20 protein-coding genes and 1 pseudogene are annotated in these 24123 nt (G+C 61.9%); 12 read left to right on the forward strand and 9 right to left on the reverse strand.

All coding sequences use genetic code 11. The features are described from left to right. Window positions 1-30: 30 nt before the first annotated feature. The 3 genes from KHO33_RS21405 (at window position 31) to KHO33_RS21415 (ending at window position 2891) form a co-directional block, all read left to right on the forward strand. The gene (locus KHO33_RS21405; protein ID WP_200566006.1) at window positions 31-939 is read left to right on the forward strand and encodes an SDR family NAD(P)-dependent oxidoreductase; all 909 of its coding nucleotides are present in this window, start codon (window positions 31-33) and stop codon (window positions 937-939) included. 87 nt (window positions 940-1026) lie between these two features. Then, on the forward strand, window positions 1027-1908 hold the full coding sequence (locus KHO33_RS21410; RefSeq protein ID WP_054036549.1) for a metal-dependent hydrolase: 882 nt from the start codon (window positions 1027-1029) through the stop codon (window positions 1906-1908). Then, window positions 1905-2891, forward strand: a complete 987-nt coding sequence (locus KHO33_RS21415; RefSeq protein WP_200566007.1) for an alpha/beta fold hydrolase — start codon at window positions 1905-1907, stop codon at window positions 2889-2891. The genes KHO33_RS21410 and KHO33_RS21415 overlap by 4 nt, the downstream gene beginning before the upstream one ends. Here the strand turns inward: KHO33_RS21415 and KHO33_RS21420 are convergent. After that, window positions 2866-3420 carry a putative glycolipid-binding domain-containing protein gene (locus tag KHO33_RS21420; protein WP_200566008.1) on the reverse strand — a complete coding sequence of 185 codons (555 nt, stop codon included), beginning with the start codon at window positions 3418-3420 and terminating at the stop codon, window positions 2866-2868. The genes KHO33_RS21415 and KHO33_RS21420 overlap by 26 nt on opposite strands. 261 nt (window positions 3421-3681) lie before the next feature. Here KHO33_RS21420 and KHO33_RS21425 point away from each other — a divergent pair. From KHO33_RS21425 to KHO33_RS42155, 3 genes and pseudogenes are all read left to right on the forward strand, one after another. Next, window positions 3682-4625: pseudogene (locus KHO33_RS21425) on the forward strand (urea transporter). A 170-nt stretch (window positions 4626-4795) separates the two neighbouring features. After that, window positions 4796-5572, forward strand: coding sequence for a class II aldolase/adducin family protein (locus KHO33_RS21430; RefSeq protein WP_200566009.1), 777 nt, complete (start codon window positions 4796-4798; stop codon window positions 5570-5572). Further along, entirely contained in the window at window positions 5568-5801 is a 234-nt protein-coding gene (locus tag KHO33_RS42155; RefSeq protein ID WP_268963331.1) for a 4-oxalocrotonate tautomerase, read from the forward strand. The genes KHO33_RS21430 and KHO33_RS42155 overlap by 5 nt, the downstream gene beginning before the upstream one ends. A 255-nt stretch (window positions 5802-6056) precedes the next feature. On the opposite strand, the gene KHO33_RS21440 is transcribed toward KHO33_RS42155, so the two are convergent. The 7 genes from KHO33_RS21440 to garD form a co-directional block, all read right to left on the reverse strand. Next, the gene (locus KHO33_RS21440; protein ID WP_211629223.1) at window positions 6057-7256 is read right to left on the reverse strand and encodes a porin; all 1200 of its coding nucleotides are present in this window, start codon (window positions 7254-7256) and stop codon (window positions 6057-6059) included. A 73-nt stretch (window positions 7257-7329) separates the two neighbouring features. Continuing rightward, the gene (locus KHO33_RS21445; protein WP_054040217.1) at window positions 7330-8682 is read right to left on the reverse strand and encodes a TRAP transporter large permease; all 1353 of its coding nucleotides are present in this window, start codon (window positions 8680-8682) and stop codon (window positions 7330-7332) included. 7 nt (window positions 8683-8689) lie between these two features. After that, complete coding sequence (locus tag KHO33_RS21450; RefSeq protein ID WP_054040219.1) at window positions 8690-9169, reverse strand: TRAP transporter small permease; 480 nt, start codon at window positions 9167-9169, stop codon at window positions 8690-8692. Between the two features lie 139 nt (window positions 9170-9308). Next, window positions 9309-10301 (reverse strand): TRAP transporter substrate-binding protein, encoded by a 993-nt coding sequence (locus tag KHO33_RS21455; RefSeq protein WP_054040221.1) that lies wholly within the window; start codon window positions 10299-10301, stop codon window positions 9309-9311. Between the two features lie 637 nt (window positions 10302-10938). Beyond that, window positions 10939-11868 (reverse strand): SMP-30/gluconolactonase/LRE family protein, encoded by a 930-nt coding sequence (locus tag KHO33_RS21460; RefSeq protein ID WP_200567340.1) that lies wholly within the window; start codon window positions 11866-11868, stop codon window positions 10939-10941. After that, window positions 11865-12707, reverse strand: coding sequence for an NAD-dependent epimerase/dehydratase family protein (locus KHO33_RS21465; RefSeq protein WP_200567339.1), 843 nt, complete (start codon window positions 12705-12707; stop codon window positions 11865-11867). The genes KHO33_RS21460 and KHO33_RS21465 overlap by 4 nt, the downstream gene beginning before the upstream one ends. 34 nt (window positions 12708-12741) lie before the next feature. Then, entirely contained in the window at window positions 12742-14331 is a 1590-nt protein-coding gene (gene garD / locus KHO33_RS21470) for a galactarate dehydratase (RefSeq protein WP_200567338.1), read from the reverse strand. Between the two features lie 238 nt (window positions 14332-14569). Between garD and kdgD the strand changes: the two genes are divergently transcribed. The 3 genes from kdgD (at window position 14570) to KHO33_RS21485 (ending at window position 17908) form a co-directional block, all read left to right on the forward strand. Next, window positions 14570-15487, forward strand: a complete 918-nt coding sequence (gene kdgD / locus KHO33_RS21475; RefSeq protein ID WP_093646437.1) for a 5-dehydro-4-deoxyglucarate dehydratase — start codon at window positions 14570-14572, stop codon at window positions 15485-15487. Window positions 15488-15613: 126 nt separating this feature from the next. Next, window positions 15614-16966 carry an MFS transporter gene (locus KHO33_RS21480; protein WP_200567337.1) on the forward strand — a complete coding sequence of 451 codons (1353 nt, stop codon included), beginning with the start codon at window positions 15614-15616 and terminating at the stop codon, window positions 16964-16966. Window positions 16967-17164: 198 nt separating this feature from the next. Next, entirely contained in the window at window positions 17165-17908 is a 744-nt protein-coding gene (locus tag KHO33_RS21485) for a FadR/GntR family transcriptional regulator (protein ID WP_054040224.1), read from the forward strand. Window positions 17909-18019: 111 nt separating this feature from the next. Here KHO33_RS21485 and KHO33_RS21490 read toward each other — a convergent pair whose 3' ends face one another. Further along, a complete protein-coding gene (locus tag KHO33_RS21490; RefSeq protein ID WP_200567336.1) occupies window positions 18020-19603 on the reverse strand; it encodes an aldehyde dehydrogenase (NADP(+)) in 1584 nt (527 codons plus the stop codon). A 259-nt stretch (window positions 19604-19862) separates the two neighbouring features. On the opposite strand from KHO33_RS21490, the gene garL reads away from it, so the two are divergent. From garL to KHO33_RS21505, 3 genes are all read left to right on the forward strand, one after another. Further along, complete coding sequence (gene garL / locus KHO33_RS21495; protein ID WP_054040227.1) at window positions 19863-20663, forward strand: 2-dehydro-3-deoxyglucarate aldolase; 801 nt, start codon at window positions 19863-19865, stop codon at window positions 20661-20663. A gap of 32 nt (window positions 20664-20695) precedes the next feature. Continuing rightward, entirely contained in the window at window positions 20696-21589 is an 894-nt protein-coding gene (locus KHO33_RS21500; protein ID WP_234480786.1) for a 2-hydroxy-3-oxopropionate reductase, read from the forward strand. Between the two features lie 278 nt (window positions 21590-21867). Then, window positions 21868-24063 carry a glycoside hydrolase family 28 protein gene (locus KHO33_RS21505; protein ID WP_200567334.1) on the forward strand — a complete coding sequence of 732 codons (2196 nt, stop codon included), beginning with the start codon at window positions 21868-21870 and terminating at the stop codon, window positions 24061-24063. Window positions 24064-24123: the final 60 nt, after the last annotated feature.

A 24123-nucleotide genomic window follows, 5' to 3' on the forward strand; every position in this document is an offset into this window, starting at 1 on the left:
CACCGTTCAGAGAGGACAGGAGATAAGCCAATGAAGAACTTCACCGACAGAGTGGCCGCGATCACCGGCGCAGGCTCGGGCATGGGCCGCTCGCTCGCGATCCGGCTGGCGCGCGAAGGCTGCCACCTCGCGCTCGCCGACCGCAATGCCGCGAGCCTCGCCGAAACCGCGCAACTCGCACAGGCCGCCGCGCCGCATATCGTCGGCTCGCCGCTGCGTATCACTACGCGTGTGCTCGACGTGTCGGACCGCGCTGCGATGTTCGAATGGGCCGCTGAAACGGCCGCGCAGCATCAGCGCGTAAACCTCGTGTTTAACAACGCGGGCGTGGCATTGTCGAGCACCATCGAAGGCATGGAGTACGCCGACCTGGAGTGGATCGTCAACATCAATTTCTGGGGCGTGGTGCACGGCACGAAAGCGTTTCTGCCGTATATCAAGGCCTCCGGTGCGGGACACATCGTCAACACGTCGAGCGTGTTCGGCCTGTTCTCGCAGCCCGGCATGAGCGGCTACAACGCAACCAAGTTCGCTGTGCGCGGCTTTACCGAAGCGTTGCGCCAGGAACTCGATCTGATGAAGTGCGGCGTGTCGGCCACCTGCGTACATCCGGGCGGCATTCGCACAAGCATCGCGCAGTCGAGCCGGATCTCGTCGAACATGGTCGGCTTCATGCTGGAAAACGAACAGCAAGGCAAGGACGACTTCGAGAAGTTTTTCATCACCACCGCCGACGAAGCCGCACGCGTGATTCTCGACGGCGTGCGCAAGAACAAGCGGCGCGTGCTGATCGGCCGCGATGCGCGCGCCGCCGACTGGCTGGCGCGTACGTTGCCGGCCGCCTATCAGGCGCTGGTCGTGATGCAGACGCGCCGCATGAAACGCATTGCGGAAAAGCGCGCACGCCGCGCCGCGCAGGTGGACGGCCGGCGTGCGTGACGCACCGCCCGATGGCGTGCAGCGCGCAATGCAATCCACACGATCAGCACGATCAACAGGACATAAAAGACTACAAGGAGAATGGTCATGATGCCGGTTCGCCGCGACCTCCGCTTCAACTTACCGCCCGAACGCGCCTCCGATTGGCACGTGCAGGGCTCGCATGTGACACACTTCTTCAACGCGCTTTCGCTGCTCTTCCCTGCCGGCGAGCGTTTCTTCATGGACAGCGTGCGCAACTACCGCGACCAGATCGACGACCCCGTGCTGAAAAAGCAGGTGCTCGGCTTCATCGGCCAGGAAGCGATGCATACGCGCGAGCACATCGAATACAACGATCTGTTGCAGGAAGCCGGTTTGCCCGCGCATAAGCTCGACAAGCGCCTGTGGGCGATTCTCAACTTCGGCCGCAAGATCCTGCCGCATTCGTATCAACTCGCGGTCACGGTCTGCCTCGAGCATTACACGGCGATGCTGGCCGGCCTGCTGCTGGAAGACGCATCGCGTATCGGCGGTTCGGTCGAAGGCTATACGCAGATGTGGACGTGGCATGCGCTCGAAGAAACCGAACATAAATCGGTTTCGTACGACGTGTGGAATACGGTGCTGAAACCCGGCCTCGGACGCTATCTGCTGCGCACCGGCACGATGCTCGCCACAACGCTGACCTTCTGGCTGATCGTGTTCGACTTCCACGTGCGTCTGCTAGTCGCCGATCGCAAACGCGGCGGCCATATCCGCGGTATGTGGCGCGTCGTGAAGTATCTGTACGGCCCGCGTCATGGCGTGTTTCCGCGTATTGCCGGTGAATGGCTGAGCTTTTTCCGGCCGGGCTTCCATCCGTGGGATCACGACAATCGCGCGCAACTGTCGCGCATCGACGGCCTCATTGCCGCGGTGGACGCCACCAACGCGGCTACGCCGAGCGCACGCAAGGCCGCACGACGCGGCGTGCAGGCGGCCGCGTGATACGCGACACGCTGTCGGTCGAGGCCGGCGACGTGCGGCTCGCGGTCTACGTGAGTGGACCGCGAGACGCGCCGCCGATCGTGCTGGTGCACGGTTATCCGGATTCGGCGGCAGTGTGGGAGCCGGTGCGCGCGCAACTCGACGCGCGCTACCGTGTCATCAGCTATGACGTGCGCGGCGCCGGGGCATCCGGCGCGCCCGAGTCGCGCGCGGCTTACCGGCTAGAGCGGTTGGCCGCCGATCTCGCGGCCGTCGCCGATGCAACGTGCGGCGCGCGGCCGTTTCACCTGGTCGGCCACGACTGGGGTGCGATTCAAAGCTGGGAAGCGGTCACTGATCCGGCCTTCAAAGGCCGCATTGCGTCGTACACGTCAATCTCAGGGCCGTGCCTCGATCATGCGTCTTTCGGCTTACGCGGCGTTGGCGCTGGTGATGATGCTGGTGCCGATCGTGCGGAACAGTCCAATGCGCGTCAGACAGCCAAGCGCCCGTTCGGCAGCGGCCTTCGGCAAACACTCAAATCCTGGTACATCTTCTTCTTTCACCTACCGTTGCTGCCGGATCTGGTATGGCGCGCGGGCGGCGCACGCATGTGGCCGTCATGGCTGCGCCTGACCGAACGGGTGCGCCCTGAACGCGATCCTGCGCAGATGCGTAACGCGATCAACGGCCTGAATCTTTATCGCGCCAATTTCATCGACAAGTTGCTGCACCCGCGTGCGCGTCATGCGCATGCGCCAGTGCAATTCATCGTGCCGCTGCGCGATCGCTACGTCGGGCCCGAACTCTCCATTGGACTCGAAGGCTGGCTCGGTCCGTATAGCCGCACTGAAATCGACGCCGGCCATTGGGTCCTATTGCGGGAACCCGAGCGTATCGCGGCAGGCATCGAGCGCTTTGTCGAGCAGCACCGGGCACAGCAGCCGTCAGACAACGGCCGCCCCGGCACCTCGGCGGTCAACGCTCGCGCGGCAGACGCGTGAACAGCGTCGGGTAGTCGATCACGAGGCCGTCTTCATCCACCGTCAGGTCCGCGGTGAAATTGCGGAAGATGCCCTCATAGCGATACACGCGATTCAACTCGATGCACGAATACGCCTGTTCGGCACGCGTAACCTGTAAATCCGGCGTCGAAATATAAGCCACGGAAATCGGCTGACGTTCGCCTTCGGCCAGTTGCAAACGGCGGATCGGCAACGTGTTCGTATAGGGCGTGGCGGCGATATCGATATCGATGCAGCCTTCAATCGCGCTCAGTACGAGGCCATGGCCGTCGTGCCAATGGCCGGCGCCGTCGCCGTGCAATTCCAGCTCAGCGCCGCCGACGATCTTTAGCCAAGCATACGTGGTGCGCCATTGCGCATCGCAGCGCACCTTATAGTGCAGGCCATATTCCTTGCCGTAGCGCTGCCCGACCAGGACGCTTTCCACCGCAAAGCCGTCCGCGCGCGCGTCGAACGCAAGATGTTCGAAGCCGTCGCCCTCCTCCGATGCCCACCTTAGTTCACGCATCAGCCTATCTCCTTGTGGAACGGCGCGGCAAACGCGCCGGGTTTCTATCGTAGCGCGAAAGTTTTCGGCTCGCCGGCGCATCGTTTTCCGGCTTTCGGCTCTCTCGCGCGAATGTGTCGCAAATAGCCACTATCAACGGCGGCGATGCCCGGCGCGGCGCCAGTAGCCTATGCTCGCGGTTTATTTTCAACCTGACCCGCTGCGCGTGCCTCACTGGCACGCGGCAAAGTCGCGCCGCATCGAATCCCCCGCCCTCAAACCATGCACGCCGCCGCAACCGAAGCACAATCCACCGCCTTGCGCACCTTGCTGCGCAGTTTCGGCCAGATCTGCTGCAATCGAACGCCTTCACCGGCGCGTGCCTGCTGGGCGCGTGGTTGCTATACGATCCACGTCTCGCCTGCGCGGCGCTGATCGGCGCGATCGCGGCCAACGTGAGCGCGGTGCTGGCTGGCTATCGCGAGGACGACACGCGCGCCGGCCTGCACGGCTTCAATGGCGCGCTGGCCGGTCTCGCCGCGTTCAGCTTCATCGCCGACAACGCGACGGCCGCCGCCGTAGCCATTCTGGCTGCGACAGGCACGGCATGGCTGCTGGAACCGTGGTCGCGCTGCTTGCGCGCGCGTGGTCTCGGCTATTTCTCGAGCCCCTGTTTGATCGTCACGTGGCTTTGGCTGCCGCTCGTGACACGCGTCGCTCAACAAGCAAGCCTCACCACTGAACCCACGCTCAGCGCGGTGCAATTGAGCAGCGGCTTACTCGCCGGATTCGCGCAAACCGGCTTTGCGTCCGGCGCGTTGCCAGGCGTGCTCGTATGGATCGGCATTGCGGCTGCGTCAAGACGGCATGCGCTGTGGGCGCTGCTCGGTGCGACCCTCGCTAGCGTCATGCACCTGCTGCTCGGCGCGAGTGCAAGCTCGTTCGACGCAGGCCTGTTAGGATTCAACGGCGCGCTGACCGCGATCGCGCTGGCCGATTGCGGCATCGCGATGACGCTCGGCGGTGTCATGCTTTCGGTCGTGCTGCAGACGGCGGCCGCTTACTATGCGTTGCCGGCCATGACTGCGCCATTCGTACTCGCGACGTGGAGCATGCAGTGGCTCGCTGGCCGTTTTCCGCGCGGTACGGCAATGGCCGAAGCGGCGAAGCGCGTCGAAGCCGGGAGGCATGTCAGGTCGCCTGCATCGGTCAGGCGCCCGGGTTAGCGCTGCGGGTTTGGGGTGCAGGTTTGGGCCAAGGGCTTAAGCCGCACATATGGGCCGCGGGCTTGAGCCGCAGGTTTAGGCGCAGATTCAGACCGCAGATTCAGACTGCAGGTTTATCCCCCTGACGCAGGCCACCGTCACAGCCCATCAAGCAGTCTCAGGAGACAGACATGTCGTTCACCCATACGCCCGCTGGCCGCGTCACCGAGACGGGGCCAAGATCCGAAGCGGAGCAGCAAACCCGCGTCGACCTCGCCGCCGCCTATCGCCTCGCGGCGCTCAACGGCTGGGACGATCTGGTCTACACGCATATCTCGGCCAGCGTTCCCGGCGAACCCGGCCACTTCCTGATCAACCCGTTCGGCCTCGCATTCGACGAAGTGTGCGCGTCGAACCTGGTGAAGATCGATATCGAAGGCAACATCGTCGGCGCGAGCGAGCATCCGGTCAACGCCACGGGCTTCGCGCTGCACGCCGCCGTGCACGCGGCACGTGCCGACGCTTTTTGCGTGATGCATTTGCACAATACAGCAGGCGTGGCGGTTTCCGCGCAACCGGCCGGCTTGCTGCCGGCGTCGCAACATGCGCTGCGTTTTTACGGCCACCTCGCGTATCACGATTACGAAGGCCTCGCCTTTACGCCGACCGAAGGCGAACGCCTCGTCGCGCATCTCGCCAACAAACCGGCCATGCTGTTGCGCAATCACGGCACGCTGACGGCCGGCCGCACCATCGCCGAAGCCTATGTATTGATGGCGACGCTGATCAAGGCCTGCGAAATCCAGCTGCAGGCGCAAGCATGCGGCAGCGAACTTGTCGTGCCAGGCGATGACGTAGCCGCACGCACTGCCGATCAACTGTACGACGGCGGCGCAATTGAAGGCGCGCTGGAATGGCCTGCGTTGCTACGCAAGCTCGACCGGATCGATCGCACGTACCGCGATTAAATTCACCTCTCAACATCACTCATCACGGAGTCACGCAATGCCCACGTTTCATATCGAACTCTTCGAAGGCCGCTCGGTGGAACAGAAACGCCAGTTCGTCGAAGCCATTACCAAAGCGACGTGCGAATCGCTCGGCGTCGAACCGAACTCGGTGGACATTATCCTCACCGACGTGAAACGCGAAAACTGGGCAACGGGTGGGCGTTTGTGGTCCGACGCGGACGCATGATTGTCCGTATTTGCCATCCGACGTCTTAATCCTGTCCGATTGTCACAACAGATTCGCGCCCGGTGAGCGGAAAAAGCCGGCACTGAATCCATCGGTAGGCGGTAACGCGAGACGGGCGCTTCACGACCGAACCGAAGTCCGTGCGCCGCAGAGAATGCTGCGCGCGTTGCGCGCGCAGCAGGTACTTCTGAGCGACGCGTATCTGAAACGCGTCGCCATGGCGGTGTCGACAGACGCCGCCACGCCACCAGGCAATTAGAACCGGTGGATGATGCCTACGCCCGCAGCAAACTGGCTGCGTGACGAGGACGGCGCGCTGTTCTGACCGTCGCCGATATCGGCCGTTGCGTTGATGATGCTCGTGCCGTTCGTTCCGATCGTCTGGCCACCCGCACGCTGATAGGCTTCCAGCGCGTACAGACCGGTCCGCTTGGAGAGGCTGTAGTACTGCGAGAGGTTGAACTGCTGATAGCGTGCCGAGCTCGAAATGCCATTCGACTGCGTTGCGCGCGTATAGCTATAGCCGGCAGCCAGATCCAGCACCGTCAGCGGCTTGAAGTGCAGCACTGCGCCAGCCGTATTGAAGATCGCCTCGTTGTGGAACTTCGAGTTGATGCCCGGGATGTATTGCACGTTCGAGTACGAGAACGAGACGTCCCATTGCGCGCTGAACGCATAACCTCCCGTCACTGCAACGCGTTGCTGCGCCTGCGCCGTCTGGTAGCCGTTATTGATGCCCGACACACCCGCCTGCGCGCCCGCATTCGACGTCGTGGAGTTAGCGTCCCACGCACCGCCGCCAGACGCCGCGTTATTGATGCGCTGGTAGCCTGCCGCGATCCCGAACGGACCATTCAGGTACTGGATCGCCGCGCTATACGTCGAACCGGCATTGGTGCTGCCTGCCACGCCGCCCAATGCATACGAACCGCTCACCGTCAGGCCATACATGCTCGGCGACGTGTACACCAGCGAGTTATTCACGCGGTACAGCGTATCCAGCGAATCGATATCGCCCGGGTGTGCACCGTACGCGCCCGTCAGCCACGTGGTTGGGCTATACGGCGACAGCAGCGTGTAGTACGACGTGTACTGGCGGCCGGCCGTGAACGTACCGTAGGTGGGATTGGCCACACCGACATACGCCTGCCGGTTGAACGCCAGACCGCTGACGGACTGTGCGCCGGTTGCGCTGTTAAAGCCTTCTTCCAACTGGAAGATCGCCTTCGTGCCGCCGCCCAGATCTTCGGAGCCCTTCAGGCCGAAGCGGCTGCCGGCCCAGATGCCGTTCAGCATCTTGATCACCGAGCGGCCGCCACTCGTCGAACCGAGCGACGTCTGGCTGCTCTGATAACCAATCCCCGTATCGACGATCCCGTACAGCGTCACGCTGCTTTGAGCGTGCGCGCCGAGGGCGACCAACCCAAGGGCCGAGGTTGCTATTACCTTTTTCATTTCTGCTCCTCTGTAAAAAACTTATTTGTCGTATCTGGCAGTGCCACACCGGCGCCGACTCTTAATCAAGCGTTCAAAACACCGGGTGACCATTGATCAGGCTAGGCAACCACGTCGAGAACATCGGCACGTACGTCACGATGTTGATCGCGCTGAAGATAGCCAGGTAATAAGGCCACGCCACCTTAGTGGTTTCACCTATCGACACATTGCCGATCGCGCAGCCGATAAACTGCACCGACCCAATCGGCGGATGCACGAGACCCAGTGCGCAGTTCAGCAAAATCATGATGCCGAACTGGACAGGGCCGACGCCAGCATGCATCGCCATCGGCAGGAACAAGGGCGTGGTGATCAGGATGTGCGCGGCCATGTCGACGAACGTGCCGAGGAAGATCTGGATGATGTTGATGTAAAGCAGCATCAACCAGGGCAGGCTCGTTGCCCCGTCGAGCATGTGTTCGATGGCGTCGGGAATCTCCAGATAGGCCATCTGGTAGCGCAGCATGTTCGACACGCCGATCAACAGCAACACCACGCCCGTGGTTTTAGCGGCCTTGGACAACGCATGAAAGAGCTTCTTCATCGTCATCGTGCGATAAATGACGATCGTCAGCACGAGCGAATAAGCCACTGCGATAGCAGCCGCTTCCGTCGCTGTAGCAATACCCTTGGCCACGCAGAACAGAATGATCGCGATCACCATCAAGCCGGGCAATGCGCCGAGGAACGTGCGGGCCACCGCAAACCAGCCAGGAAAGCGCTGCAGTTCGGTCGAGCCGTCAGGACGGCGCGGATAGCCGAACTTGACCGCTTGCCAGTACGCAGCGATAAGCACGAAACCCATCACCCACAGCACCGGCAGCAGACCAGAAAACAACAGATCGCCGATCGACACGCCGCTCATCTGGTGTCCGTTCAACGTTCCCGTGATGCCTTGGGCCGCGAACGCATAGATGATCATGTTCGTCGACGTGGGCATCAGCGCGCCCGCCAGCGACGAATGGGTCGTCACGTTGACCGCATAGGCCGCGCTATAGCCTTCGCGCTTCATCAGCGGAATGACGACGCCGCCCATGGCGGAGGTGTCTGCCGTCGGCGAACCGGACACGCCGCCGAACAGCGTGCACGCGACCACGTTAGCCATGCCGAGCCCACCGCGGAAATGGCCTACCGTGGCCTGAGCAAAGCGCAGGATGCGGTCGGCGATACCGCCGTGCAGCATCAACTCGCCAGAGAAAATGAAGAACGGGACCGCGAGAAACGAAAACGCGTTCATTCCCGAAATCATCGACTGCATGGCGGTAGCCGCCGGCAAGCCTTCATACAGATACGTCAGGACACACGAGAGTCCCAACGCGAACGAAACAGGAACCCCGAATACGAGGAAGACGAGGAAACTAACTGAGAGGATGGCAAGTTCCATGATTCTTCTATTTTTGTTTCTGTGCGAAAAGCCCCAGCAGGTTCTCGAACGAGAACAGAGCGATGCAGGCGCTGGCAATGACCGGAATCAGATATCGAAGCGCTTCCGGAAGGCCCAGGATCGGGATCTTGTCGTCCATCGTCGTCTCCGCCATCTGCCAGCAGCCGAAGAAAATCGCCACGGCCAGCACGATCAGGCAAATATGCTGGAACGCATGGGCGATCGTCTGGCCTTTCGGCGGCAGTTTCTTGACCAGCGAGTCAAGGCCGATGTGGCCGCCTTCACGAACTTTGAGCGCGGCGCCGAACATGGCGATCACGATCACCAGCAGGAGGGCAATGGGTTCGACAAAATCCGGTGCGTCGCTAAAGACATAGCGCATCACGACGCTATAAATCACCAGCAGGCACAGCGTGGCGAGACTCGCCGACGCCACGACCACCAGCACGCGGAAGAGAAAATCATTTGGGCGTTTCATGAATCTCATTGACCCCATCCTTGCATACAGCGGACTTATATTTGATCTTCAGGAATCCTGCTAACGCTCACCGGCTCAGGAAACCGCGCGGCGGGAAAAACCGGCAGCGCGTGCTGCACGGCCCTTCTCCACCGCGTTACGTCCAAACTTATTTGACTGCCTGGATTTCGTCGACGAGCTGCTTCATTTGCGGGGTCTTTTCATACTTCGCCCAGACCGGTTGCATCGCCTTCACGAAAGCAGGACGGTCGATCTGCGACGCGGTAACGATCGTCGCGCCACCCTTGGTGACCGTCTTTGCCGCGTCGCTTTCACGCGCGGTCCACAGCTTCGTGTAGTAAGGCACGGAGTCAGCCGCCGCCTTCTTGATGATGTCCTGTTCCTGCGGCGTTAGTGTGTCCCACACCTTCTTGGAGAACACCAGCACTTCCGGCGTCATCGAATGCTGGGTTTCGGAATAGACCTGCGCGACTTCGAAGTGCTTGGTCTCTTCGTACGACGGCAGGTTGTTTTCCGCGCCATCCACCAGACCCGTCTTCAGGCCCGTATAGACTTCAGCGAACGGCATCGGCGTCGGCGTGCCGCCCATCGCCTTGATTTCGTCGACCATCAGATCCGACGGCTGCACGCGTACCTTGAGGCCCTTCATGTCGGCGGGCGAATGGATGGCCTTCTTTGCGTACATCGAACGCGCGCCGCTCTCGTAGAACGTCAGTGCGATCATGCCCTTCGCCTTGAAGGCGTCGAGAATCTTCTGGCCTTCCGGGCCGTACATCACTTTGCGGAAATGGTCGATGTCGCGAAACAGGAACGGCAGAGACGGAATCATCGATTCAGGCACGATCTCGTTGAACGCGGCACCGTTGGCGCGCGCCATGTCCAGTGCGCCGATGCGCACCTGATCGATCGTGTCGTTCTCCGAGCCCAGTGCACTGTTGCCGAAGACCTTCACGGAATCCTTGCCACCGGTTGCCTTGCTGATTTCTTCACCCATGTATTTCACGGCCATATTGGTCGGATAGGTGTCGCCATGCACGTCCGACACGCGGAACACGCGCGCGTGTGCCGACACGGTGCTGAACGCCAGCACGGAGGCCGCGACAATCATCGAAACACGGGAAGAGGCAAACTTGTTTTTCATCGTGACATTCCTTGAAATTAGATCATCCGGATGCGGAGGGCCGCTTGCGAAGGACCGCTTTCGCGGAGTCGCTTACGGAGGGCCGCTAACGGATGCGACATGGTTTTGATGCGTCTCCCGGCTCCACGCACGCAGCCCCTGTGGGTAGCGAGCGGTTCGCCGTGCTGGCCTGTTGTACTTCCCCGGCACAGATGCTCAGCACTCCTGTCAGACAACTCGACTTCTTTACTTCGACTGCTTCGGCATGAACCCGCGCGCGTTGGTCATGCGCGTAGAGAACACTGCCCTCTTTGTCCGGCGCCCCAACCATCTTGAAATGAATTTGTTGGGGCTCATATGTTGTACGACGACATATGAAGTCTATAAAACGTCGTATGCGTTGTACAGCCGGTATTTACCCGCACGACAGCAGGTTGGGCGTAAAAGTTTCTGAGTCAGAAACTAGCCTGAAATCCATGCCAGAAGGGGATTCAGGCAAAATCCCCACCTCGCAGGTTTATATTTTTCGTAGGGAGGAAGATGACCCGAGAGTGGCATTTTTGCCACTATGTTGTACGACAAGTGACGAATAAAAGGCAGCAACTGTTGGGCGCCGACGTGCTAATTCGCCGGCGCCCGCCTCATGCACATCGCTTGTTCAGAGTTCGCCCGCGTATTCGGGCTCGGGCAGCCCGGTCACACCGGGACGAACGGCAAACAGGTGGCCGTCGTGTTCACTCGCGCCCGTCGCGGGGCGAATCGACGTCACGAACAGCGTGTCCAGATCCCGGCCGCCGAACGCGCACATTGCCGGTTTCACGGCCGGCACAGCAATCTGCCGATCGAGCTTGCCTTGCGGCGTAAAACGCAGCAGCAGGCCGGCGTCGTTTGCGCAAATCCAGTAGCAGCCATCGGCATCGACCGCCGCGCCGTCAGGACGACCAGCATAATCATGCAGGTCGGCGAATACGCGCCGATTGCGCGGCACGCCCGCTTCGATGTCGTAATCGAACGCCCAGATTTGCCGGCGCAGAGGATGCGAGTCAGACAGATACATCGTGGCGCCATCGGGCGACCACGCCAGACCGTTTTGCGTGATCAACGCGTCGACAACCGGCGCCGACAGCACGCCCCGCTCGTCGAAGCGATAGAGCGCGCCCGCAGGATTTGCCGCCGCCATGTCCTGCACCATCGTGCCTGACCAGAAGCGCCCTTGCCGATCGCAACGACCGTCGTTGAAGCGCATATCGTCGAAAGCGAAGAGCGGCGCAGCGAGCTTTTTGCCCGTCACCTTCATCGCTTCGCCGCGGGGCGCGTCTTCAGTCAAAGTGACCGCGAAGAGCCCGGTCTCACAGCCCGCCAGCACCGTGCCGCGATGATCGAAGGCGATGCACGCCACCTTCTCCGGCAATTGCCACTCGGTGCGCTCAGCCGTTTCGAGCCGCAGCCGCACGATCTTTTGCGCCGGAATATCCACCCAGTAGAGCGCCTGTTCAGCGGCACGCCATACCGGGCTCTCGCCGACCGACGCGGGCGCCTGCCCTGCCGCCTCGACACGCTCCACCCGCGGGTTCGCGATGCCGCTCACCGCTTCGGCTCCATCGGACCGGCCAGCACGAACGGGCCGCCCTGGAAATGCTGCGTCGGATCGTCGAGGTCGGTGGTGGGTGCCGTGACCGGAAAGAGGTGCTCGAACTCGACCGAACTGTCCTGCGGACGAAAACCGAGGAACGCCGCCTTGGTGTTATCAACCCACTTGGTCCGGTTATCCGAGACGCCATAAACGATTGCGTGCCCGACCCGGTTGGTAAATAGCGAGCAGCGCACCAGTTCGATAAAGTCGCGGAAGCTCAGATAGGTGACGAGCATGCGCGGATTCTTCGGCTGCTCGAACGACGAGCCGATCCGCAGACACACCGTCTCGAGACCGAAGCGGTCGAAGTAATAGCGCGACAGCGATTCGCCGAAGCACTTCGTCACGCCATACAGGCTGTCGGGACGCAGCGGCGCGTCGATATCGACCACTGACGTCGTGGGATGAAAACCCACGGCATGATTCGAGCTCGCGTACACGATGCGCTTCACGCCCTGCTTCTGCGCCGCCGAGTAAAGGTTGTACAGGCCGCGGATATTCGCTTCGAGCAGATCTTCGAACGGCGCCTCGACGGAAATGCCGCCCAGATGAACGACCGCATCCACACCTTCCAGCAGCGCATGAACGGCGGCTTCATCCGCGAGGTCCACGATCGATGCTTCTTCATGCGCCGCCACTTCGCCCAGCGGCGCGATATCGGTGACGCGTACTACATCGGCCCATGCAGCGAGCGCACCGCGCAACTGCTTGCCGAGGTTGCCGGCAGCGCCCGTGAGCAGAAGACGGCGGAAAGGTTTCTGCGCCGCCGGGCGGTCGAGGTTCGAGTCAGTCATATCCCAGTCTTTGTCGTGATTACGATCGGTACTATCAGGTCACCGGCGCCGGATTGAACAGCGTCAACGCATTGTGGAGTTTGAGTTTCTCCGCGCACGTCTCTTTGCGTCCGCTTGCGACGTCGAGCATCAGGCGGAACAGCTCCCAACCCACGTCTTCGATCGTCGCGGCGCCGGTCGCAATAGTACCGGCGTTGATATCCATCAGATCGTGCCAGCGGCGCGCGAGATCGGAGCGCGTCGCGACCTTGATGACTGGCACTTCAGCGAGGCTGTACGGCGTGCCGCGGCCGGTCGTGAATACATGCAAGTTGATGCCCGCCGCGACCTGCAGCGTGCCGCAGATGAAATCGCTCGCCGGCGTGGCCGCGTAAATCAGGCCCTTCTGCTTGACCTTTTCACCAGGCGACAGCACGCCGGAGATGGCCGAGTTGCCCGACTTGATGATCGAGCCCATCGCCTTTTCAACGATGTTCGACAGGCCGCCCTTCTTGTTGCCGGGTGTGGTGTTGGCGCTGCGGTCCGCGCCGCCGCGCTTCAGATAATCGTCGTACCACTGCATCTCGCGGATGATCGCAGCCGCCACGTCCGCATTGGCCGCACGCGCCGTCAGTTGATCGACGCCGTCGCGCACTTCGGTGACTTCGGAGAACATCACCGTTGCACCGGCGCGCACCAGCAAATCGGTGGCGAAGCCCACGGCGGGATTCGCGGTCAGTCCGGAAAATGCGTCGCTGCCGCCGCACTGCACGCCGATCACCAGATCGGAGGCCGGGCAGGTCTCGCGGCGGCGATTATTCAACCGCTTCAGATGGCCTTCGGCCATTCTCATGATCGACTCGATCATCGACTGGAAGCCGACGTGCGCCTCGTCCTGCAGCACCACCACGTCGCCATTCAGATCGGCTTCGACGTCGCCGATGTCGGCTACTTCGGCGACATTCGCAGCAGCGGCAATCGGAATCGTGCCCGGCGGCATCAGGCGTTCAGGCTGCAGCTTCTCGCAACCGAGGCTGACCATCATCACTTCGCCGCCGAAATTCGGATTCAGGCTGATGTTGCGCACGGTGCGGATCGGCACCATTGCATCCGGCGCGTCGATCGCGACGCCGCAACCATAGGTGTGGCCAAGGCTTACTACATCGTCGACGTTCGGATAGTTCGGCAGCAGTTCAGCCTTGATGCGCGTGACCGCGTGCTGAACCACATCGGCCACGCATTGCACCGTGGTCGTAATCGCCAGAATGTTGCGGGAGCCGACCGAGCCGTCGGCATTGCGATAGCCCTCGAACGTGAAGCCTTCCAGCGGCGGCATCTCCGGCGCCTTGATGGTGGCGATCGGCAGATCTTCCAGCCCCGGCGGGCTCGGCATGCGAATCACGTGCTCGTTGATCCAGCTGCCCTTCGGCAAATCCTTGAGCGCGTAACCGATCACCACGTTATAGCGGATGACTTCGTCGCCTTCCGCGAAATCGGCCAGCGCGACTTTGTGCCCCTGCGGAACACGCTCGCGCAGCGCGAGGCCATCGGGAAATACAGCGCCCTCACCCAGACCGCCGTCATTGACGACGATCGCGACATTGTCATTGGGGTGAACGCGAATGTAGAGCGGGGTTTGTTCCATGACATCGATCCTTGTGGCGATTTCACGCCTGCTGGCCAACTGTTGCACCAACTGTTGCGTCAATCATTCATACGTCATCCTACAACATGAAAGGTTGCCCAGACGTTCCGTATTTACCCTATGGCGCGCATTATGCCGTGAAAACACCGTTGAGTTAGCCGAATTGTTGTTGTACGATGACGTATAAGAAATCATCATTTCTAAATACCGACCCCATTCGACGCCCTGGATACTCATCATGACGACACCGCAGGAACTGAAGCAGATCGTTTCGGAAGGCCTTCTGTCCTTCCCCGTTACCGACTTCGACGAACAAGGCGATTTCCGCGCCGACACTTATGCCGAGCGCCTCGAATGGCTCGCACCTTACGGCGCGTCGGCCCTGTTCGTCGCCGGCGGCACGGGCGAATTCTTCTCGCTCACGCATAACGACTACTCGAACGTCGTGCGTACGGCAACCGAAGTCTGCAAAGGCAAGGTACCGATTCTCGCCGGCGCCGGCGGCCCGACCCGCGTCGCAATCGCGTATGCCCAGGAAGCCGAACGTCACGGCGCGAACGGCATTTTGCTGATGCCCCACTACCTGACCGAAGCCTGCCAGGAAGGCATCGCGGCGCACGCCGAAGAAGTCTGCAAGTCCGTGCCGAACATGGGCGTGATCATCTACAACCGCGCGAACTCCAAGCTTAACGCCGACATGCTCGAAGGGCTGGCCGAGCGCTGCCCCAACCTGATCGGCTTCAAGGACGGTGTGGGCGAGATCGAGAACATGGTGTCGATCCGCCGCCGCCTCGGCGACCGCTTCTCCTATCTCGGCGGCCTGCCTACCGCTGAAGTCTACGCCGCGGCCTACAAGGCGCTGGGCGTGCCGGTGTACTCGTCGGCCGTGTTCAACTTCATCCCGAAGACCGCGATGGACTTCTATCGCGCGATTGCCGCGAACGACCACGCGACGGTCGGCAAGCTGATCGACGAATTCTTCCTGCCGTATCTGGCGATCCGCAACCGCCGCCAGGGCTACGCGGTGAGTATCGTGAAGGCCGGCGCGAAGCTGGTCGGCCATAGCGCAGGTCCGGTGCGCGCACCGCTGACCGATCTGACCGAAGAAGAAATGGCGCAACTCGACGTGCTGATCAAGAAGCTCGGCGCGCAGTAACGCAGCAAGGCGCCAAGCCGTGCGAGCCTGGCCGAATCTGGCTCGAGCACGCGGCACCGTAAAGAGCGCCCGGGACGGCAACGTCACCGGGCGCTTTTTCACAGATAAAAAGTTCAGGAGATGACGATGGAAATGAGCCGCACCGCGAGCCCCGCCCACGTCGCAAAGCGCACCAAAGTCCGCTACGCGATTCTGTTGCTGATCTTTCTGATCACGACCTTCAATTACGCGGACCGCGCCACGCTCTCGGTAACCGGATCCGCGATGCGCGCCGAATTCGGTTTCGACGCGATCAGGATGGGTTACATCTTCTCCGCGTTCAGCTGGGCCTATGTTCTGTCTCAATTGCCGGCGGGGTGGCTCCTCGACCGCTTCGGCGCGCGGCGCGTCTACGCGGCGAGCATTTTCCTGTGGTCGTTGTTTACGTTGCTGCAAAGCTCGATCGGTCTGCTGGGCAGCGCAGCCGCCGCCGTCACCGCGCTGTTCGTGCTGCGCTTCGCAATGGGCGCCGCCGAATCGCCGGCGTTTCCGGCCAATGCCAAGGTCGTGGCGAGCTGGTTTCCCACCAACGAACGCGGCACCGCCTCCGCCATTTTCAATTCGGCTCAATACTTCGCGGCAGTCATTTTCACGCCGCTGATGGCCTGGCTGACCCATGCGTTCGGCTGGCACGCGGTCTATCTCGTGATGGGCCTGACCGGACTGTTGCTCGCCCTCACCTGGCTGAAGGTGATGAAGAACCCCGCCGATCACCCGCGTGTCTCGCGCGCCGAACTCGACTACATCGAACAGGGCGGCGGCGTGGTGAACGGGCACACGAAAGCGGCCCGAGCCGCGGACGTCGCCAGCACCGGTGGCTGGTCGCTGGTGCGTCAACTGCTGACTAACCGCATGCTGGTCGGCGTCTATCTCGCCCAGTACTGCATCAACGTGCTGACCTACTTCTTCCTGACCTGGTTTCCAATCTACCTCGTTCAGGCGCGCGGCATGACGATTCTGCAGGCAGGTCTGGTGGCGTCGCTGCCGGCGATCTGCGGATTCTCCGGCGGCGTGCTGGGCGGCATCTTGTCCGATGGGCTGATCCGGCGCGGGCATTCGCTCACCATCGCGCGCAAGGTGCCGATTGTCGGCGGCATGCTGCTGTCGGTGTGCATCATCGGCTGCAACTATGTGTCGACCGACTGGATCGTCGTCGCGCTCATGTCGCTCGCGTTCTTCGGCAAGGGCATCGGCGCACTCGGCTGGGCCGTGGTGGCTGATACATCGCCGAAAGAGGCACTCGGGCTGTCGGGCGCGATCTTCAATATGTTCGGCAATGTCGCCGGCATCGTGACGCCCATCGTGATCGGCTATCTCGTCGCGAAGACCGGGTCGTTCAACGGCGCACTGGTTTTCGTCGGCCTGAATGCCCTGCTGACGGTGTTCAGCTATCTCGTGATCGTGAAAGACATCAAACGGGTCGAACTGCGCCGAGGCTAGCAGTCAGGCGGTTATCGTACTTCCCGGGGGCGCCTGCCAATAACGCGGCTTGTCCGCCAGGCGCCTGAAACCGGGCATCGACGCCAGGTCCGACACCGATGCCTAAAATGATCCGGCGTTTATATAATCAGTCGTCAGACGACGGTATAATGAATCGTAGGAAGTACCTGCAACTATTTGATTCAAGGGGCGTTTTCGATGGCTACACCACTGGCATCCGCAGCACCGCCACGGCGCGCGCGCAATCTTGCCGAGTTTGTCGTCAGCTACGTCACCGAGCAAATCGCGTCTAACGCCTTGAAGCCCGGCGACAAACTGCCGACCGAATCGCAACTGATGGTCACGCTGAGCGTGAGCCGCACCGTCATCCGTGAAGCGATTTCACGCTTGCAGGCAGGCAAAATCATCGAGACACGCCATGGCATCGGCAGTTTCGTGCTGGAACCGCAGCGCGAAAAGCTGGGCATCGACATGGTGCCCGCCACCACCTTGCGCGACGTACTGTCGATCCTGGAGCTGCGCATCAGCCTTGAAACGGAATGCGCGGGTCTCGCCGCTCAACGGGCCAAACCAGACGACCTCGCGCGCATGCGCGCCGCGCTCGACGCGATCGAAGCCACCCGCCACAACGGGCTGGATAGCGTCGATGCCGACTTGCAATTCCATATCTCCGTGGCGCGCGCAACCGGCAACCGCTATTTCGTCGACATCCTCACGCAAATGGGCAGCGCGCTGATTCCGCGCAACCGGCTCGACTCGGCGGGGATCGCGCGTGCTGAACCCGACGCGTATCTGTCGCTCGTCAACCTGGAGCACGAAAGCATTCTCGAGGCGATCACGCGGCACGACGCAGAAGGCGCGCGCGCGGCGATGCGCATGCACCTGTCGAATAGCCGCGAGCGGCTGCGGCGCGCCAACGAAGCAGCTGAAGCGAATAGCTGATTCTTTTCGCTGAGCAAGCACTGATTCACCACGCTGAATGCAAAAATGGCCGGGATATCCCGGCCATTTTTTTCTCACGCGGCGCCCACTTGAGCGCCGCTCACGCATCGCTTAGCTGCGCGTGATCTCGCCGTCACGACGGCGCCACAGGTCCAACGGGTTGGCGTCAGCCAGCGCTTCCGGCAGCAGATCGGCCGGGAAATCCTGATAGCACACCGGACGCAGGAAGCGTTCGATCGACGTCGTGCCCACTGACGTCGCCCGGCTATCGGACGTCGCCGGGAACGGGCCGCCATGCACCATCGCGTGCGAAACCTCGACGCCGGTCGGGAAACCATTGACCAGAATCCGGCCGGCCTTGCGCTCGAGAATCGGCACCAGCTTCTTCGCCGCTGCCAGATCGGCGCTATCCATTTGCACCGTGGCGGTCAGCTGACCGTCGAAGTGCTCGGCAACAGCGAGCAACTCCTGATCGTCCTTGCAGCGCACGATGGTCGAGGCGGGCCCGAAAACCTCGTCCTCCAGTGCCGGCGTGGACAGGAAGGTCAGCGCGTCGGTCACGAACAGAGCCGCGCAAGCCTGCGTCGGGCCCGTCGCGTCAATGCCGCGTGCAACCGCCTCAACGCCGCGCGTCGCCGCCAGCTTGTCCTCGCCCTCTTCATAGGCCGCGTGAATGCCTGCGGTCAGCATGGTCTGCGCCGGCTTGCCGCTCAGTGCCTCGGACGCCGTTGCAACGAAACCCTTGAGTGCGTCGCTGTCGACAGCGATCGCGAGGCCCGGGTTGGTACAGAACTGCCCCGCACCGAGCACCAGCGAATCGACGAAACCACGCGCGATGGCCTCACCGCGTTGCGACAGCGCATTCGACAGGAGGAACACCGGATTGATGCTGCTCATTTCCGCGTAGACCGGAATCGGCTCGGCCCGCGCGGCCGCGACGCGCATCAGCGACGTGCCGCCTGCGCGCGAACCCGTGAAGCCCACCGCCTTGATCGCCGGATGCGCGACCAGCGCTTCACCGACTGAATTGCCGGCGCCGACGATCATCGAGAACACGCCTTCAGGCAGGTCCATATCCTGCGCGACTTGCTGAATCACACGACCGACCATCTCGGAGGTGCCCAGGTGCGCGCGATGCGCCTTCACCACCACCGGGCAGCCCGCCGCGAGCGCCGCAGCGGTATCGCCGCCCGCCACCGAAAACGCGAGCGGGAAGTTGCTGGCGCCGAACACGGCGACCGGGCCCAGCGGAATCTTTTGCATCCGCAGGTCGGAACGCGGCAGCGGCTTGCGCTCGGGCAACGGTGAATCGAGCGTGGCGGCGAGCCATTGGCCGGCGCGTACGACTTGCGCGAACAGTTTGAGCTGGCCAGTGGTACGGCCGCGCTCGCCTTCAAGGCGCGCCTTCGGCAGGCCGGACTCTTCGTGCGCGCGCTGGATCAGCGCGTCGCCGAGCGCCGTGATGCCGTCCGCGATACGCTCGAGAAACTCGGCGCGCACCGTGAGCGGCAAATGCCGGTACGGGTCGAACGCTTTCTGTGCAAGTTCACAGGCGAGTTCGACATTCGCGACCGAGCCGCTGCCGAACACCGGCTCGGCGATGTCGGCTCCCGTGGCGGGATTGAACGCGCGCAAGGGTTTTTCCTCGCCGCGCACTGCTTTGCGACCAATCAGCATTTCGCCGGTAATAGACATTTCGCTTTCCTTGGATGGACATCTCAGATATAGGTCATCCTACAACATTGAGTGGCCTACGTGCAACCTGAAACCCTTGCGCAGTGAGGAATTCGGGTTTACGTGGCCGTTACAACCAATCGCTCCGATGCTAATCTTCATTAAGATGTACGACGACCTATAACATTTCAATCAGTAAACGTCGGAGCTTGCCCGCTTATATCTGCCAGCTTATTTGCCAGCTTACCTGCCCGCTCAATCGCAGCTCGAGGAGACACCCATGACAGCCGCCACGCCATATCAGCCTCTACCCAATAGCTTTCGCCGCGCCGTCTGCGGCGGCGAAACCCTGATCGGCTGCTGGGCTTCGCTTGCCAGCCCGATTGCTACGGAACTGCTCGGCATTGTCGGCTTCGACTGGATGCTGCTGGATGCCGAGCACGCGCCGAATGACGTTCTGACGCTGATCCCCCAGTTGATGGCGCTCAAGGATAGCCCGAGCGCACCGGTGGTGCGCCCCCCGGCCAACGACAGCGTGTTCATCAAGCGGCTCCTCGACAGCGGCTTCTCGAATTTTCTGGTGCCGTTCGTCGATAGCGCCGAAGACGCGGTGCGTGCTGTCGCCGCGACGCGTTATCCGCCGCAGGGCATCCGCGGCGTCTCGGTGAGCCAACGAGGCAATCGCTATGCGACCGTTACCAATTACTTCGACATCGCCAACGACAACGTCTGCGTCATCGTTCAGATCGAAAGCCGCAAGGCGGTCGACAATATTGACGAGATTCTCGCCGTGGACGGCGTCGATGCCGTTTTCGTCGGACCGTCCGATCTCGCGGCTGCCTATGGCCACATCGGCAACCCGAACCATCCCGACGTGCAACAGGCGATAGCGCGCGTCTTCGAGCGCGCACAGGCCGCCGGCAAGCCGAGCGGCATCCTCGCGCCCGTGCAGGCCGACGCTGAGCGCTATCTCTCGATGGGCTGCCGCGTCATCGCGGTCTGTGCCGATATGGGGCTGCTGAAAGCCGCCGCGCAGACCGTTCAAAAACACTTCATGCAGAAACAGGCGGACCGGAAGTAAGGACGGCCGCCATGACATCTCCGGAGATTTCCATGCAAAAAGCAGGCTTTATCGGACTCGGCATCATGGGCAAGCCCATGGCCGCCAACCTTCTCAAGAACGGCGTCGCGCTTGCTGCGTTTACGCGCAGTGGCGTGCCCGACGATCTCACCCAGGCCGGCGCCGTCGCGTGTGACAGTCCGGCCGCCGTGGCCGTGCATGCCGACGTGATCTTCGTCATGGTGCCGGATACGCCGGACGTCGAACGCGTGCTGTTTGGCGAACACGGTCTCGCCGAGGCCTTGCGCCCAGGACAGACGGTGGTCGACATGAGCTCGATTTCGCCGATGGCCACCCGTGACTTCGCAGCCCGCGTGCGTGAGCGCGGCGCGGACTATATGGATGCACCGGTTTCCGGTGGCGAAGTCGGCGCCAAGGCCGGTTCGCTGACCATCATGGTGGGCGGCGAACCCGCAACCTTCGAGAGCGTCAAGCCGCTCTTCGACATGATGGGTAAGAACGTCACGCTGATCGGCGCTGTCGGCGCGGGCCAGGTGTGCAAGGTGGCCAATCAGGTGATCGTCGCCGCGACGATCGAGGCCGTCGGCGAAGCACTGCTGCTCGCCTCCAAAGCCGGTGTCGATCCGGCGCGTGTACGCGAAGCACTGATGGGCGGCTTTGCGTCCTCGCGCATTCTCGAAGTACACGGTGAACGGATGACGAAGCGCACCTTCGACCCGGGCTTCCGGATCGAGCTCCACCAGAAGGATCTGAATCTCGCGCTCTCGACGGCTCAGGCGCTCGGCGTCTCATTGCCGAATACCGCCACCTGCCAGCAGCTCTTCAACGCCTGCGTGGCGCATGGCGGCAAGGCATGGGATCACTCCGCCATGGTGCGCGCGCTCGAAATACTCGCCAATCACGAGATCGGCCAGAAGACCGCCTGAACCTGCAAGGCCGCAAGCCTAATCCGCAGCGCCGTTTCCGCTTGCTCTATGCAAATAGAGAAGATGAAACGGCGCAGGCCGCGTTAAGCGTCCTCACTAATCTCCACAGCAACCCAACCACACTCATCAATAAAGTTTTATTACAAATACTAAGGATGACTGACGGCCATGCAAATGGGTTCGATATTCGCCGCTTAATCAAGCGACGGATTGAAGAGGCATGGCCCATCAAAAACTGACGATCACTTACAACGCCCGCAAAGGGCAAGGAGACATCCGTGGCATCTAAAGATAAAAACAACGGCAAGCCGGCGACATCGAGAATCCGCAGCCAGGACGAACCAAACTCGCCTAAACGCAGAGCGTTTATCGTGCTCGCGGGAACCTCCGCGGGCGCAACCCTGCTAGGCGGACTGTCCGCCTGCGGCGGCAGCAGCGGCTCTTTAAGCGCTACGACACCCGTGTCGACTACGCCAACCGCAGCTGCGGACCCAATCTGGGGACCAACCGGCCAGGCAACGGCGATTATCAACAAGCTTGCGGGCATCACCACGTCGACGTTCCCCGCGGTTGATTTCCAGGTGACGGGCTACGGCGCACGGACGCTGCCGGCGTCCGCCTTGATCCAGGCAAGCGCGTGGCCCGGTGGCGCGATTTCATGGGTGACGGGCTCGCAGGCTGCAACGTCGCCGCAAAGCCCCGGCTCGAACGTGATGGTGCCGTGGGATATGACGGACACGGTCTATGATTCGTGCTCCGCGTTCAATGCCGCGATTCAGGCCGCGCACGCGGTGGGCGGCGGCCGCGTGGTGGTGCCTGCCGGCAACTGGTATTGCGGCGGCCCGATCGTTCTCCTGAGCAACGTGAATTTCCATTTGAGCTCCGGTTGCACGATCTATTTCAGCCCGAACCCGGCTGACTACGCGAAGAATGGTCCGTACCCGACTGCGAACGGCAATCTGTACTGGACGCGCTGGCAAGCGAACGACTGCCTGAACTTCGGCTCGCCGATCTATGCGTATCAGCAGAACAACATCGCGCTGACCGCCGACGACAACACCTGCGTTCTGAACGGTCAGGCAATGACGCCGATGCAGTTGAGCACCAAGCCGCCGACGTCGTGCTGGTGGACCTTCAAGGGCACGAGTAGCGCGTATGGTTACGTGAAACCGGCTTCGGGAGGCACACCGGTTTCGCAAGCCGACGCGAACACGGGCACCACCTCCTACCCGGCCAACGCCGGCACCTACCCTGCCAGCACGGCCCTGACGAGTCTGCCCGCGGCCCAGGTCACGAATCCGCAAGCCAACGTGTCGTTCACGAATCAGGATGGCACGACAACGACGCTGATGAATCTGCTCACGGTTTCGGGCTGGAATCAGGACCAGAACTACCTGCCCGCGCTGTCGGAACTCGGCGTGCCGGTTGTGAATCGCGTCTTCGGTCTCGGTCACTTCCTGCGTCCGTGCATGGTCGAATTCATCGGCTGCACCAACGTGCTCCTGCAGAATTACCACACGCAGAACACGCCGTTCTGGCAGCACCATCCGACCGATTGCACGAACGTGGTGATCGACGGCGTGTTTGCCGACAGCATCGGCCCGAACAACGACGGCTTCGACCCGGATGCGTGTAACAACGTGCTGGTGCAGAACGTTCAGTTCAATACCGGCGACGACTGCATCGCGATCAAGTCCGGCAAGTGCCTCGACACGGAGTACGGCCCGATGCAGAACATCGTGGTCCAGAACTGCACCATGCAGAGCGGCCACGGCGGGCTCACGATCGGCAGCGAAATGAGCGCGGGCGTGGAAAACGTCTACGCGCGCAATCTGACGATGCAGAACGAGAACTGGGCGACCAATCCGCTGAATATCGCGCTTCGCTTCAAGACCAACATGAACCGTGGCGGCTTCATCAACAACGTGTGGATCAATGGTGTAACGCTGGCCAATGGCGTGAATCTGGCGGGGAAATACGGCGGCGGCGCGCTGGGCTCGAGCGTTCCGGGTTCGGTCCCCGGTACGGGCACGGTCGGTCTCGCGGCAAACCCGTCTACCGGACAGGGTGGCCTGATCACGTTCGACTGCGATTACAGCCCCTCGGGCGATTCGGTGCGCTGGAACCCGGCGACGATCAACAACGTCAACATCACGAACGTGAATGCGACCAACGTGTCGGGTACGGTGAGCTACGCGATGCCGACAGGCTTCTCGGCGACGTCGGCTTCGTGCTTCCAGGCGATCGTCGCGCAGGGTCCGGTGGCTGCGGACTACAACGGTCCGCTACCCGTGCCGACGGTGCAGCCGATTACCGGCGTGACGATCTCGAACTGCAACCTCGGAACGCCGATCTGCGTGGGACCGGCAACGACGACTACGCCAGGGCCGGTCTTTGTGAGCAACGTGAAATCCATCACGCTCAGCAACGTGGTGATCGGTGGCGTCACGTATAACAGCTCGCTGGTAGGCTGATGGGCAAGCGGTCTCCGGCATGCGCAGTGCCGGAGACCTCGAGACGGTCGTTGGCCAGCG

The sequence above is a fragment of the Paraburkholderia nemoris genome, assembly GCF_905221015.1.
GTDB lineage: Bacteria > Pseudomonadota > Gammaproteobacteria > Burkholderiales > Burkholderiaceae > Paraburkholderia > Paraburkholderia nemoris.

Bases quoted from the DNA above. Each gene is read 5' to 3' on its own strand.
- KHO33_RS21405 (WP_200566006.1), top strand. From the start codon at position 31: ATGAAGAACTTCACCGACAGAGTGGCCGCGATCACCGGCGCAGGCTCG.
- KHO33_RS21410 (WP_054036549.1), top strand. From the start codon at position 1,027: ATGATGCCGGTTCGCCGCGACCTCCGCTTCAACTTACCGCCCGAACGC.
- KHO33_RS21420 (WP_200566008.1), bottom strand. From the start codon at position 3,420: ATGCGTGAACTAAGGTGGGCATCGGAGGAGGGCGACGGCTTCGAACAT.
- KHO33_RS21430 (WP_200566009.1), top strand. From the start codon at position 4,796: ATGTCGTTCACCCATACGCCCGCTGGCCGCGTCACCGAGACGGGGCCA.
- KHO33_RS21440 (WP_211629223.1), bottom strand. From the start codon at position 7,256: ATGAAAAAGGTAATAGCAACCTCGGCCCTTGGGTTGGTCGCCCTCGGC.
- KHO33_RS21445 (WP_054040217.1), bottom strand. From the start codon at position 8,682: ATGGAACTTGCCATCCTCTCAGTTAGTTTCCTCGTCTTCCTCGTATTC.
- KHO33_RS21450 (WP_054040219.1), bottom strand. From the start codon at position 9,169: ATGAGATTCATGAAACGCCCAAATGATTTTCTCTTCCGCGTGCTGGTG.
- KHO33_RS21455 (WP_054040221.1), bottom strand. From the start codon at position 10,301: ATGAAAAACAAGTTTGCCTCTTCCCGTGTTTCGATGATTGTCGCGGCC.
- KHO33_RS21465 (WP_200567339.1), bottom strand. From the start codon at position 12,707: ATGACTGACTCGAACCTCGACCGCCCGGCGGCGCAGAAACCTTTCCGC.
- garD (WP_200567338.1), bottom strand. From the start codon at position 14,331: ATGGAACAAACCCCGCTCTACATTCGCGTTCACCCCAATGACAATGTC.
- kdgD (WP_093646437.1), top strand. From the start codon at position 14,570: ATGACGACACCGCAGGAACTGAAGCAGATCGTTTCGGAAGGCCTTCTG.
- KHO33_RS21480 (WP_200567337.1), top strand. From the start codon at position 15,614: ATGGAAATGAGCCGCACCGCGAGCCCCGCCCACGTCGCAAAGCGCACC.
- KHO33_RS21485 (WP_054040224.1), top strand. From the start codon at position 17,165: ATGGCTACACCACTGGCATCCGCAGCACCGCCACGGCGCGCGCGCAAT.
- KHO33_RS21490 (WP_200567336.1), bottom strand. From the start codon at position 19,603: ATGTCTATTACCGGCGAAATGCTGATTGGTCGCAAAGCAGTGCGCGGC.
- garL (WP_054040227.1), top strand. From the start codon at position 19,863: ATGACAGCCGCCACGCCATATCAGCCTCTACCCAATAGCTTTCGCCGC.
- KHO33_RS21500 (WP_234480786.1), top strand. From the start codon at position 20,696: ATGCAAAAAGCAGGCTTTATCGGACTCGGCATCATGGGCAAGCCCATG.